Origin of the sequence: Sphaerochaeta sp. S2 (assembly GCF_016406725.1) — a bacterium.
GTDB lineage: Bacteria > Spirochaetota > Spirochaetia > Sphaerochaetales > Sphaerochaetaceae > Sphaerochaeta.
Map to the genome: position 1 here is coordinate 1 of NZ_JAEKNT010000330.1, position 12,378 is coordinate 12,378.

Annotated in this window: 13 protein-coding genes; 7 read left to right on the forward strand and 6 right to left on the reverse strand. The window is 49.7% G+C overall.

Annotated elements, in window-relative coordinates; translation table 11 throughout:
- From JF818_RS09590 to JF818_RS09610, 5 genes are all read left to right on the forward strand, one after another.
- A partial coding sequence (locus tag JF818_RS09590; protein ID WP_370570322.1) for an OB-fold nucleic acid binding domain-containing protein occupies nucleotides 1-1,161 on the forward strand: 1,161 nt, incomplete at its 5' end.
- 40 nt (nucleotides 1,162-1,201) lie between these two features.
- Complete coding sequence (locus tag JF818_RS09595; RefSeq protein ID WP_198891792.1) at nucleotides 1,202-1,855, forward strand: YggT family protein; 654 nt, start codon at nucleotides 1,202-1,204, stop codon at nucleotides 1,853-1,855.
- A gap of 3 nt (nucleotides 1,856-1,858) precedes the next feature.
- Nucleotides 1,859-3,946 carry an ATP-dependent DNA helicase RecG gene (gene recG, locus JF818_RS09600; RefSeq protein ID WP_198891793.1) on the forward strand — a complete coding sequence of 696 codons (2,088 nt, stop codon included), beginning with the start codon at nucleotides 1,859-1,861 and terminating at the stop codon, nucleotides 3,944-3,946.
- Nucleotides 3,947-3,997: 51 nt separating this feature from the next.
- On the forward strand, nucleotides 3,998-4,558 hold the full coding sequence (rsmD, locus tag JF818_RS09605; protein WP_198891794.1) for a 16S rRNA (guanine(966)-N(2))-methyltransferase RsmD: 561 nt from the start codon (nucleotides 3,998-4,000) through the stop codon (nucleotides 4,556-4,558).
- A complete protein-coding gene (locus JF818_RS09610) occupies nucleotides 4,551-5,381 on the forward strand; it encodes an acyl-[acyl-carrier-protein] thioesterase (RefSeq protein WP_198891795.1) in 831 nt (276 codons plus the stop codon). Before rsmD ends, JF818_RS09610 begins: the two co-directional genes overlap by 8 nt.
- Here JF818_RS09610 and JF818_RS09615 read toward each other — a convergent pair.
- The 4 genes from JF818_RS09615 to JF818_RS09630 are packed head-to-tail and all read right to left on the reverse strand — an operon-like array spanning nucleotide 5,374 to nucleotide 7,971.
- Nucleotides 5,374-6,390: a hypothetical protein gene (locus JF818_RS09615; protein WP_198891796.1), complete on the reverse strand. Its 1,017-nt coding sequence runs from the start codon at nucleotides 6,388-6,390 to the stop codon at nucleotides 5,374-5,376. The genes JF818_RS09610 and JF818_RS09615 overlap by 8 nt on opposite strands.
- Before the next feature lie 4 nt (nucleotides 6,391-6,394).
- A complete protein-coding gene (locus tag JF818_RS09620; RefSeq protein WP_198891797.1) occupies nucleotides 6,395-6,682 on the reverse strand; it encodes a leader peptide processing enzyme in 288 nt (95 codons plus the stop codon).
- On the reverse strand, nucleotides 6,675-7,205 hold the full coding sequence (gene lspA / locus JF818_RS09625; RefSeq protein WP_198891798.1) for a signal peptidase II: 531 nt from the start codon (nucleotides 7,203-7,205) through the stop codon (nucleotides 6,675-6,677). Before lspA ends, JF818_RS09620 begins: the two co-directional genes overlap by 8 nt.
- Before the next feature lie 13 nt (nucleotides 7,206-7,218).
- On the reverse strand, nucleotides 7,219-7,971 hold the full coding sequence (locus JF818_RS09630; RefSeq protein WP_198891799.1) for a Nif3-like dinuclear metal center hexameric protein: 753 nt from the start codon (nucleotides 7,969-7,971) through the stop codon (nucleotides 7,219-7,221).
- 52 nt (nucleotides 7,972-8,023) lie between these two features.
- Here JF818_RS09630 and JF818_RS09635 point away from each other — a divergent pair, with 52 nt between their 5' ends.
- Nucleotides 8,024-10,060 (forward strand): AAA family ATPase, encoded by a 2,037-nt coding sequence (locus JF818_RS09635; protein WP_198891800.1) that lies wholly within the window; start codon nucleotides 8,024-8,026, stop codon nucleotides 10,058-10,060.
- Between the two features lie 147 nt (nucleotides 10,061-10,207).
- Here the strand turns inward: JF818_RS09635 and JF818_RS09640 are convergent, their stop codons facing one another.
- Entirely contained in the window at nucleotides 10,208-10,912 is a 705-nt protein-coding gene (locus JF818_RS09640; RefSeq protein ID WP_233067151.1) for a TrmH family RNA methyltransferase, read from the reverse strand.
- A gap of 70 nt (nucleotides 10,913-10,982) precedes the next feature.
- Nucleotides 10,983-11,690, reverse strand: coding sequence for a 16S rRNA (cytidine(1402)-2'-O)-methyltransferase (gene rsmI, locus JF818_RS09645; protein WP_198891802.1), 708 nt, complete (start codon nucleotides 11,688-11,690; stop codon nucleotides 10,983-10,985).
- A 223-nt stretch (nucleotides 11,691-11,913) separates the two neighbouring features.
- On the opposite strand from rsmI, the gene JF818_RS09650 reads away from it, so the two are divergent.
- Nucleotides 11,914-12,378: PspA/IM30 family protein (locus tag JF818_RS09650; protein ID WP_198891803.1), on the forward strand; the 465-nt coding region annotated here is incomplete at its 3' end.

Below are 12,378 nucleotides of genomic sequence, written 5' to 3' on the forward strand. Positions count from 1 at the left end.
GCATACCTGAAAGCAAACTACCCTGCTGAATTCTGGGCTGCCAACCTCACCAATGAGATGGGAAGTCCAGATAAGTTCAGTGAGTACTTGCAAGTTGCAAAAGACAATGGGCTGGATATCCTACCTCCATCGATCAACTACTCGGACAAACATTTCTCTGTCGTTGATGGAAAGATTGTCTATGGACTTGCAGGTATCAAGAATGTTGGCGAGGGGATCGTAGAACTCATTGTAAAGGAGAGGGAAGAAAACGGGCCTTACAAGGACTTGCTTGACTTCCTTACCCGCCTGGATACCAAGGCGATGAATACCAAGCTTTTGGAGTCACTGATCAAGGCAGGGGCATTCGACACACTGGGGACCAATCGCCCCACCCTGCTTGAGAATCTCAGTGATGCCATCACCTATGTACAGAAACGAAAAGAAGCAACTGCATTCGGGCAGATCTCGCTCTTTGATGAGGAGACAGAGGCTGCCATGGAGACCTTTTCCATGCGTGAGGTACCTGACTGGAACTTACCTGAAAAATTGGAAATGGAAAAAGGACTGCTCGGGTTCTATATCTCTGGACACCCACTGGATGCATTCAACCAGGCAATTGCACAGCGGGTGACTGTCAATACCGCAAAACTGGAACAGGTCCCCTTTGGTCGTCCGGTCAACATCATAGCCATGGTCACAGGAATCAGGCCTTTCACCACCCAAAAGGGCAGCGTTATGGGATTCTTGCAGCTCACCGACAAGAATGCAACCTTCGATGCAACGCTCTTCCCAAAGACCTATGAACAGTATCGGGATATTCTCAAGGTGGATGGAATCTATGGGTTTGTAGGAAAGTTCGATAACTCCCGAGGCAATGACAAGATCTCCTATCTTATCGAGCAGATTCTCGTTGACCCAAACCAGCTTGCTCCAGTGGCGGTAAGCAGATGCCATATTGAACTGGAAAAATCCTTCTGCAACAATGAACACATCACACAGCTCAGGGACCTCTGTCTCTCCTATGGCGGGTCCTGTTCTCTCCTGCTCCACTTCAAGGAGGAGGGACAAGAGTCTCCCCTCAGTGTTGCCTGTGGAAGAGAGTTCAGTGTGCGCTATTGTGATGAATTGGTAGAAGCAACAAAGGAAAATCCTGCTATCTTGCATATTTGGTTCGACTAACGCTAAAAAGTTCGGTATCTTACTAAGGTGGAGGAATGCGATGAACCAAACCTATTATGAAAGCGGCATGGCTGCAGCAGGCGGGGGAAATGTCTTGATGAGCATTGCCTCGATTGTTGCAAGCTTGCTCTCATTCTACTCCTTGCTGATCTGGCTCAGGATCATCCTTACCTGGATCAGGGTACCTGGACAGACACAGGAAAACCCGCTTGCCTACTACATAGGAAAGGTAGTTGACCCCTATCTCTCATGGTTTAGGGGGATATCCAGCCTTAGGCGCAGTCATATCGACCTTACCCCACTGGTTGCCTTGGCAGTCCTATCTGTAGTGCAGTCAATGCTCCGCTTCTATGGGGCATATGGAACCATTACCATCGGCATGGTTGTTGCGTTGATCATCCAGACACTCTGGTCGTATCTACTCAGTCCTGTTTTCTGGTTCTTGATCATCCTCTTGGGCTTTCGGCTCTTTTTCTGCTACAAACGCAGCGCAAAAACCATCAGCTACATCACAATGCTGGACTCCCTGATCGGTGGTGTCCTGAACTGGGTCCAGAGATTGTTCTACCCAAAACGCACGATCAACGACCGTCAGCTTGTTACCACAGCCCTGGTTTTCTTCATTGTTCTTAATATTGCTGCATCCTTTGCAATCAGGTTCCTTGTGAACTTCTTTGGGAATCTCTCCTTCTAAGCCATGGAGTATTTGAGGAACCTGCATCAGCCCATCACCACCTTGAGTGGGGTGGGCCCTGCTGCAAAGACCTCATATGCTGAACTGGGCATTACCACCTTCAGTGATCTCTTGTTGTTCTCTCCAAGGACATGGGAAGACAGAAGCCGTATCCAACCCTTGGGAGGCATCCAGGACAACCAGATGGCAAACACCCTGGTGGAAGTACTCTCTCACTCGTACTTTGGGATGAGAAGCGGCAAGAAGCGGACCCTTAAAATCATTGTACGTGATGTCTCCGGCCAAGGTGATGGTCGCTTGAGCTTGCTCTGTTTTGGCCGTAACTTCCTGGAAAAGACCATCAGGATCGGAAGAATCTACTACCTCTATGGGAATGTAAGCTGGCATCATGGAGAGCTGCAGTGCTCCCAGTTCGAACTCTACCCAGCCACCGAGGATGGGGACTTTCCAGCGCAGTTCGGCAAGATTCTTCCCATTTATCCACTAAGAGGATCATTGAGCCAACGTCTGATCAGAAAGAATGTACAGGAAATTCTGAGAAGCATACACCACTTCCAAGAGGAATTGCCCGAAACATTGATAGAGAAATACCAACTGCTCTCCACTGACGAGGCTATTCGTAGCTATCACTTCCCACCAACAATTGAACTTCTGAAGCAAGCACGAAGAACCCTCGCATTGACTGAACTCTTCTACTTCCAGTTGATTGCACGCCGACACAAGGGCCTGCAACAACGACTCGTAAACCAAGGCCAGGGCATCCCTACCAAACTTGAACTGCACTTCATGGAGAAACTTCCCTTCAGTCTCACCAAAGACCAGATGACCAGCTTGAAGGAGATCAGGGAAGATCTTGATGGGGAGCTGCCGATGAACCGGCTACTCCAAGGTGATGTGGGAAGTGGAAAGACCCTCATAGCCTGGATCAGTGCCCTGCATGTACTCTCCCGCGGAGCGCAGGTAGCCTTTATGGCTCCCACAGAGTTGTTGGCTCGTCAGCATGCAGAGTCAGCAGCAAGCCTGCTTGGAGAGATGGGTATCCGGCTGGCCTTCCTCACCGGTTCTGTAAAGAGCAAGGAAAGGCGACTACTGCTCAAGGCAATTGCAGAAGGAGAGGTAGATATCATCATCGGAACCCATGCGCTCTTCTCTGCCGAGGTCAGTTTCAAGAACCTGGCCTATGTAATCATCGATGAGCAGCACCGATTCGGGGTGGAACAGCGACTTGCATTGACCCAGAAAGGCACGGTTCCTGACGTATTGCTGATGACAGCCACCCCTATTCCCCGTACCCTTTCCCTTACTGTATTCGGGAATCTCAATGTTTCCACCTTGAGAACCATGCCACCAGGAAGAAAGCCGGTGATCACCCATCTGGTCAATGAACAGAGCAGGAGGAGGATGTATGCATCGGTAGGGGTCGAGTTCAAACGTGGCCATCAGGCATATTTCGTTTACCCGAGAATTGACGACAGTGGGCAGAGTGACCTGAGGGACGTCATTTCCATGTATGATTTCCTCAAGCAAGCGTACCCCGATGTTCCCTCAGCCCTAATCCACAGCAAACTGGACGAGGAAGAGAAAGTCACCATACTCAAGGACTACCAAGCCGGAAAGCTTGGGTATCTTGTCTCCACCAGTGTTGTTGAGGTCGGAATCGACATACCCAATGCAACCTGCATGATCATTGAACATGCCGAGCGATTTGGGCTCTCTGCCCTTCACCAGCTCAGGGGAAGGGTTGGCCGTTCCCAGTTGCAATCCTACTGTTTTCTGGTTTTCTCCAATGAGTTGACCGATGAAGCAAAACAACGGCTCAAGGTAATGAAGGAGTCGAACGATGGCTTCTACATAGCAGAGCAAGACCTCTTGATCAGGGGCCCCGGGGAACTGACAGGAACCAAACAGTCCGGCTACCTTAAGCTCTCCTACGCATCCCTGACGGAGGACCTCCCCCTTATCGAGATTGCAAGAGAGGAAGCTGACCAGATACTTGCCTCCGACCCAGGGTTCTTGGCCCCCTCTCTCACGGTGATCAGGGAAGTGCTTATCCATGCTCCTCCCTTCAGCGCTGAAGGAAGTGAGGCGTAACTTGCACATTTCACCACAATTACCTATCATCAGTCCCATGAGGCACAGAATATGAGAATTACCGGAGGAATGTATCGGGGAAGGACAGTCGCATGTCCACCAGGGGTCATCAGACCAGCCATGGATATGATGAGAGAATCTCTCTTCTCCATCCTGGGAAGTCTGGAAGGGAAAACTTGGCTGGATTTATTCACCGGAAGTGGTTGCGTCGGAATCGAGGCAGCAAGCCGGGGGGCAAGACTGGTACACTTGGTCGAGAAAGACCGACAAAAAAAGGCCACCATCATGGATAACATCAGCATGGTAGAGAGCGAGATCAAGCTATTCATGGCAGATGTACGACGTTTCATTCCGACCGCCAAAATGCAGTATGACATTGTATATGCAGATCCTCCTTTCCCCATGCAGGGCAAGGTTGACCTGGCAAAGGCTGTTGATAAGCAGAAGCTCCTTACCCCAGGAGGATTGTTCATCATTCACTACCCATCCGAAGAGAAGAAACAGTGGCCAGAGACGATAGGTTCCTTGGTCTGTTATGATGAGCGTAAATATGGAAGAAGTACCCTACGCTTCTATCGAAACACCAAAGACAAGGACCTAGCAGATGTATGATGAACTGATTACGATTGATGAACGAAATGTGGCACACAGCACCTTCGCCACGTACAGCTATGAGACCGATTGTTTCACTGATGCTCGTCTTGCCTTCTATTTCCAGGTTGTACAGGAAGCAGCAGGGACCCATGCAGCAAGCAGGGGGTGCTCGATTCCTGAAATGCATAAAGAGGGCAAGACCTGGGTGATTACCCGCAGCCAGATGGAAGTGTTCCGCTATACTCGTTGGCCCGAAGTCTTGAAGGTGGAGACCTGGGCACAGGAACCGATCAGGCTGCATCTTCCCCGTGTTGTCAGGGCATTCGATGCTGAGGGAAAGCTGCTGTTCATTGCCAAGACCTTCTGGGCAATCCTTGATCTGGAACGAGGCAGACCGTGCAGGCCCAAGGACATGTCCCTACGCATCGGCCTTCCCCCATCTGAGGATACAGAACACTCAGTGGATATGCGTCTTGAGAACAATCGTCATGGGGAAGATGAGCCTCTTCATCGATTGGCTGTCCATACCCCCAAGATAACCTATCTTGATACTGACCGAAATCTGCATGTAAACAACATATCCTATCTCACTTGGGCCTTGGAGAGCCTTCCCTCTGACTTCCGAAACCGCTGCAAGGCCACGGAAGTGGACGTATCGTATCTTCGGCAGACCTTTCTAGAGGATGCTGTTGTTGTATACACCGAGAGCAAGGACCCTGATGCATTGCAGAAGGATACCCCCCTCTTGCACCATAGGATCATCAGAAAAGAGGAAGATGGGAGTGAGACCGTGGTTTGGGCTGGTTCCACAAGGTGGAAGAGGCGGGAAGATCTTAGATAAAGACCTTCCGCAAGGAAGGGTCCTTGCCCAAGAGCAAACCGATGGACTCCCTGACAGGATAATAGCCATGCTTGGAATTGGCACTGTAGTAGCAATACCAGCAGGCCTCTTCCTTCTTAAAGTGTACATCACAGCTGACTATGTATCGGCTGGCCCAACCCATCTGGGGAGGGACCAGAAGCGGTGAGCGATAGGACGGTCTGAAAGACACCCCATCGTTGCTTTCCAGTTGCATCAGCACCGAAGCCGTCTTTGCCTGCTTCTTGTCCCAATACATTGCACACTCAAAGCCGATATATCCGTCTTCTGCACGGAATACCTTGATGCTTCCTACCGCCATGCTCCGATAGGGATCATCAGGGTCCGGGGAGAGCAGTGGTTCTCCCTCGTTCGCAAGAGCATACGGCCCCTCAATGGTTGAGGAGATTGCAAGCGCAAAATGTCGACTTGTCTTTTGTTTGGTATCAGGAAGCAAAAGATGGGAAGCTCCAAAGTACAGCCTATACCCCGCCCCATTCTTGATGATCTGCGGCCGTGAGACCCTCGGCTTCTTTAATCCATCTGAGGAAAAAGGAATATCCCGGCTATCCAGGATGATCTTTGGCTCGCTGAAAAGAATCAAGTCGGTAGAGGAGCACATTTCAAATCGGCTATACCGTACTTTCTCTTGCTCTCTTCGTTTCAGCCTTCCCTTCTTCAGGTTCGGTAAGGAAGCATTATGTTTTTCGTAGATAAGGTAATACACCCCATTCTCTTGATATATTGAGGGAGAGTGCCCCCGTAGGGCAACCATCTTCCTTGGTTCCCAGCTGATCCCATTCTCACTGATGAAGTGTTCAATTCCCACCCAGGTATGGCCAAAAAGATGCCATTTCCCATCAGGGCTTTCTTCTGGAAACAAGAAAAAGGGGTCACAGAGCCTCGGCATATACCATCGGCTCCTGATGACCGGTTCATCACTGAATGGGTACCAAGATATTCTTGAGAACGTGGAGAGGGACTGGTTCATGGTCTCAGTCCTCTCTGCGCTTTGGCTTTCTCTTTCTATTGAAAAGTGGGCTGAGGTTATCCTCCAGATTGAACTTGTTGTTCATCCACTTGATGATTCGGGAGTACACCCAGAAACTCCCTCCGATACTTACCAGGAAGGTAAGACCCAACCAGAGGGGAATGAGGGAGCTGTTCGGGTCGACAAAACGGGTGATGAGTACAAAGCAGATGATGAAAAGAACCATCATCAGTACAATGTTCAGTACGGTTGCCGCCAACATAAACCAAACGGTGTTCATTTTCTTAGACATTGTTATCTTCCTTCGTTTCAGAGTTTTCAAGGAGCAGACTAGCGGCAAGGAGGATTCCACTGACAACCAGTGAAGCGTCAGCAATGTTCCAGGTTGGCCATCGCTCAAACCCAAGGAATCCATAGACCTTTACGCTGATGAAATCCACTACCCGAAAACCCCTAAAAATTCGGTCGATCAAATTCCCCGTTCCGCCTCCCAGGAAGAGCGCAAGCACCCACCTCTGAAAAACGGAAAGATGAATCTTCCGTGAAAAGTATACTACACATACCGCTATAACCAAAATCACTGGCACAATGATGAAGAACAGCAACTTTACAGCGACAGGGAGCCCATCCCCCATACTGAAAGCAATAGCAGTATTGCGTACATGTACAATTGCAAGGAAATCACCAAGATAGCGAAAACCTATTGTGTTCTCTGGGATGGTGGCAACCACCCATGCCTTGCTGAGCTGGTCCGAAATAATAATAAGAACGGTGAGCATGAGCGGGATAAATCTGCTGGTATCTTTCTTTGCCATGGTGTTGACTATACTATAAGCCAGTGGGGTTGGCAATAAAACAAACCTCAAGGTCGAACGTATCCCTTATATGTTCTGAGAGGGCCTGCACCCCGAAAATTTCCGTTTGGTAGTGTCCTCCACCAATGACCGTGATACCAGATTCCTGTGCATCGTGGTAGATTTGATGTTCCACTTCCCCGGTGATAAAACAGTCCAGTCCATCACTGAGCGCTGCATAGACATCACTGCTTGCCCCTCCACTGACAATACCCACCGTTGTAATGGAATCCTTACCGAATGGAAGCACCACTGGATTCTCAAAACCAAGCTGTTCAGCAATCCACTTGGGGTCTTTACCCTCTTTGAATGCTCCCTTGAACCCAAGCATGGCCCCTTTATAAGGGGCAAAAGGCTCAATATCCTGCAAGCCCAGCTTTTCAGCCATGACCACATTGTTTCCCACCTTCGGGTGTGCATCGAGGGGAAGATGAGCCGCATACAGGTCCAAATTCCCTTTCAGCAATGTACTGATGCGCATATGGTGTGCCCCGGTAATTGGCAGAGGGGTTCCCCAGTAGAGTCCATGGTGCACGATAAGCAGATCGGCACCCTCTGATATGGCTTTCTCAAAGGTAGCTTGGCAGGCATCAACCGCGAAGGCAACCTTACGAACCTCTTTCTCCGGTCCCCCTACGACCAATCCATTGAGGGATCGATCCAAACCCTCAAAAGACCCAAGTCCCAAATATGTATCAAGATAGGTAACAAGTTTGCTTCGTTTCATGAGCCTAGTATATAGAGTTGACACCTTTTGTTCCACCACCTATAGTTCCTTCATGACCGATACCAAAAAGCGGGTTCATCCGCTCACCTATGAAGAAGCTTCCTTCGATTTTGATCCCTTGCTTATCAGTGAATGCCGAGCTTTGGGCAGCAGAGAACATATCGTTGGCCAGCCAAGGGCTCTTCGCAGCCTGGAGATTGGGCTCAGTCTGCAGAAATGTGGATACAACATCTTTGTAAGCGGAGAGGCCACGAGCGGGAGACATGAGGCGGTACGTTACTGTGCCGAGCACCAGAGAAACAATATCGATGCCATCAGGGACATTGTCTATGTGTGTAATTTCAAACAGCCAGACAGCCCCTCTGCCCTCACATTCCGCCCAGGGGAAGGAGAACGCTTCTGTGATGCATGCAGTGCATTCAATCAGGAACTGCTCAACCTTACCCAAGACAGCGACCACTTTCTCGAGAAAGCAGAGCGTCTTGTGGACCAACTGGAGCAACAGTTCCCCGACAATCGGCAACTCTCCTCCTACTTTGCCCATCTCAAGGCTGACCTTGCCCGAGAAGCTATCCATATCCAACACCTCGATGCAGAGATGCTCAAGAGTGACCCGATAGCACGGAAGTACCAAGCCAACCTGCTTGTCAATCACGCACAGACAAGACAACGTCCCCTGATCATTGAGTCCTACCCTACCTTCGACAACCTTTTTGGTTCAGTGGACTCAGATGAGAAAATACCCCATCTCAGTCTCCATGCAGGATCTCTGCTTGAGGCAGCAGGTGGGTTTATCGTCATAGAAGCAGAAAAACTCCTTGGAGAGAGTGGCCTATGGGAATCACTCAAACGCTATCTCGATGCAAACGCCTTGGCTTATGAAGCAGGGCTTGTAACCAAGGGAGAGTTGAAAAGCAAGATGATCAGGCCCCAGGTGGTTCCTCTCCCGATCAAGGTCATTCTCATCGGTAGCGAAGAGGTATATGACATGCTCTCTGATGAGGATGAGCGATTCCTGACGCTCTTCAAGATCTGCGCACAATTTGATTATTCGATGGACCTCTCCAAGGAAGCAATCGCACAAAGCATCTGGGCCTTGGATGCTTATGCAAAGAGCCATCACTTGCTCCCCCTTGAAGATAGCGCCTTTGGGCAGTTGCTCCGCTACTCTTGTTGGTATGTGGAGTCCCGTACCCATCTGACAACGCACTTTTCATCCCTGTATGATGTCATTGAGGAAGCTCACTGGTGGGCGAAGCACCATAACCAGGCATCCATCGATGGAGAACTCATTCTCCGTGTAAATGAGGAGCGGGGATACATCAATGGCATCAGCGAAAGCAAGATCAATGAAGAGATCCTCAGCGGTGATATGATTATCAGCCTCTCCGGCACAAAAGTCGGGGTAGTCAACGGCTTGGCTGTCATGGATCGTGGCAGTGCTTCCTTTGGAACCCCTACGGTTATATCCTGCACTGCCAGCCCAGGAAATGAAGGCATTGTTAATATTGAACATGAAGCCGGACTCAGTGGAGAGATACATGACAAGGGTCTCCTGATCCTGGAAGGATACCTGCGCAAGCATTATGCCCGCACCTTCCCACTCTCCATTTACGCCGGTATTGCCTTTGAGCAATCCTATGCAGAGGTTGATGGAGACAGTGCCTCCTCCAGTGAACTGCTTGCCCTGCTCTCTGCAATTGGGGAACTGCCTGTACGCCAGGATATCGCAGTGACCGGGTCGGTCAATCAAATGGGATTGATCCAACCCGTCGGTGGTATCAACGAAAAGATTGAGGGATTCTTCCGTACTTGTTTGGCAACAGGGCTCACCGGAAAACAGGGAGTCATCATTCCAAAGCAGAATGTACGCAACCTCATCCTTCCTTATGAGGTACTGAACGCCATCAAGGAGAAGCAATTCTTCATATATCCGGTCAGTACCATAGATGAAGCGATGCAGATACTCACCGGAAGAAGTGTCGGTGTTCGCAATGCAAAGGGCAACTGGAGTGCAGGTAATTTCAATTTCGATATTGAAGATAAGCTGAAACGAATGTATGTAGCAGTTACATCCAACCGGGGTTAGTGATCTGAAACAGCATAAACTTGTAACTGAGCTTGGAGCGGATCGGACGGAGAACAAGGCCAAGGAAGCGAAGATATCGAGATATCTGAGCTGACACGAACGAAGTCCATCAGTTCGATAGGCCCAAGAAAAGTAAAGATTTCAATGTTACAGATCACTAGCGCTCATATACCAACTACAGAGCATAATCCCTGTGGCTACCGCTACATTCAGGGAACCCTTGGTTCCCCCCATCGGGAGGGTCAACCGGCCAAGGGAGGCTTCACTTGCTTTCAGCAAGGAGGGACTGACACCCAGCTCTTCCCCACCGATAATCCCTACCCCTTCTCTTGGAAAGGGAAACTGGGAGAGTTCCTTACCACCTGTCTCCAAAGCAAAGAGGGGAAGTGATTGTATCCGCTGCAATACTACGTCCTCAGGCAGGACCTCATGGTCCACTGTATCGATACATCCCCTGCTGGTTTTTATCGTACGGGGGTGGTCGAGTCTTGCACACCCTTCGATCAAATAGATCTTCTGCACTCCAAAGGAGTCTGCACTACGGAATATGGATCCTATATTATAAGGAGAGCGAATGCGGTCGAGCACCAGTATATGGGGGAGGATAAGGCGAGCTGATGCATCAAGCTCCCCCTGATCATCGGTAAGGTCCCAATCGGAGGGGTCACTTCCCAAAACTCCAAGGAGAAAATAGTGGATATCCTCGAGAAGGATTGCCAGATCTCTTCCTTGGACCAAGGGGACTCTTCTTATCAGCGAACGCAACTGCTTTCTTTGTTCTTCATCCAATACCTCAGAAAACTGCTGCTCTTCAGAGAGCTTGAGCAGTCCATACAGATATGAGGTATCCATCTCCTGCTCCTGGGACAACTGATGAAACAGGCTTGCGCATTTTCTTACACAAGTCCGGCTTTTCAGGCTTCTAAGCTTCTTCAGTGTGATCATCACGATCCTGTGCCTGGGAGGGCGCAACCAACAAGGCAAACTCTCCCTTGATCGAAGGTTTTGCACCAAGTACTTCCATCACCTGGGAGGCATTTCCCTGTAAGAACTCTTCAAACTTCTTGGTCATTTCCCTCCCCAATACAATCTGGCGCTCCCCATCCAGTTCAGCCAACTCGGCAAGTGTCTTGAGAATTCTGAAGGGCGACTCATAGATGATGAACGCCTCATCCCGGCTGAGCAGCTCTTCCAGACGTTTCTTTCTTCGTCCCTTCTTCGGGCTGAGGAATCCTTCGAACGTGAACGTTTTGCCTACATACCCTGCCACACTGACAAGCGCTGATTGTGCAGAAACACCAGGAATAGGAACAACAGGGAATCCAGCCTGGCGTACCGCACTGACCACACGCGCTCCCGGGTCACTGATACCCGGGGTGCCTGCATCACTGACAAAGGCAACGTCCTTGCCTTCTTCCAACAAGCCTACGATGCCTTTTGCCGAGTTGATCTCATTGTGTGCATGACAGGCGATCAGGCGCTTGCTGATCCCCCAATGGGTCAACAGCTGCTGTGTATGCCGGGTGTCCTCACAGGCAATCACCTCAACGCCTTTAAGCGTCTCAACTGCCCTGTAGGTAATATCATCTAGGTTTCCAATGGGTGTCGCCACCATATACAAGGTACTCATGGATGCAGTCTACACGCTCTTAGTACCCCTTACAAGCCAATGAGGATGGTAGTATTGGCCATAGGAGTTGGCATAATTTACCAAACATGGTGGCAAGACACCGAATATGCGATGATTTTCAATGGATAATTCCCATATTATCAAAGTTGGCACGCCTTATGCATAGTAGTCTACGTACAAACAAACGCAAACAACAGCCACCTAGTGGCGAAAGGAGACAATGATGCAGATGTTCAAGAGAATCGCCGATATCTTCAATTCCCACGTAAACAGTGCTTTGGATAAACTCGAAGATCCGGCAAAGATGATCAATTTGATGATCACAGAACTTGAGGAAACCCAGAGCAAGGCTCGTTCTTCAATGGCAGCAAGAAAAGCTGAACAGGTAAGCCTGGAGCGTGAGAAGGCAGAGTTGGAGAAGTCGCTTCTTCGTTGGGATGACCGTGCCAAGCTGGCTATCACCAATGGCAGGGAAGACCTCGCCCGTGAAGCCTTGATCGAAAAGAATAATGCAAAAGCAAGAATCAAGCGAATCGAAGAGCTTGAAACAAACCTGCAGACCATTCTTGCCAGTCAGAGCAGCCAGCTCACCCAGATTGCTGACAAGCTCAAGGAAGTGAAAGATAAGCAACAGATCCTTGTCCAGAGAGCAAGAAGCGCAAAGGAAAAGAAGCAGGTTGCTGAAACC